At 71.6% G+C, this 342-nt stretch carries 1 pseudogene; it reads right to left on the reverse strand.

Going from position 1 to position 342, the window contains the following annotated elements:
• Window positions 1–342, reverse strand: a pseudogene (locus EN807_RS33545) (double-strand break repair protein AddB); the annotation flags it as partial.

Raw genomic sequence — 342 nt, forward strand, 5'->3', positions numbered from 1 at the left:
GGCAAGGTCGCGCGCCAGCCAGATGGCGTCGGCCGCCGAGGTCGGCACCACGAATTCCTCATTGAAGCGCGCCGCGACATGCGCCGGCAGGCTCTCCTTCCACGCCCGCACCAGCGGCGCCAGCAACAGCAAGCGTTCCTGCGCCGCAATCGGCGGCGCCAGATCGATTGCCGGCGTTGCCTCGGTGTCGAAGGCGGCCTCGTCCTCGTCGAACTCGCCGAGCGGCCGCACCGTCGGCAGAATGGCCGAGCGACCTCCCAGCATGTCGACGAAGGCGCCGCGCAATGCCCGTGCCGCGCGCCGCGTCGGCACATAGAGGGTGACGTCGGCGAGCGCCAGCGG

This window comes from Mesorhizobium sp. M5C.F.Ca.ET.164.01.1.1 (assembly GCF_004792125.1).
Classification (GTDB): Bacteria; Pseudomonadota; Alphaproteobacteria; order Rhizobiales; family Rhizobiaceae; genus Mesorhizobium; species Mesorhizobium wenxiniae.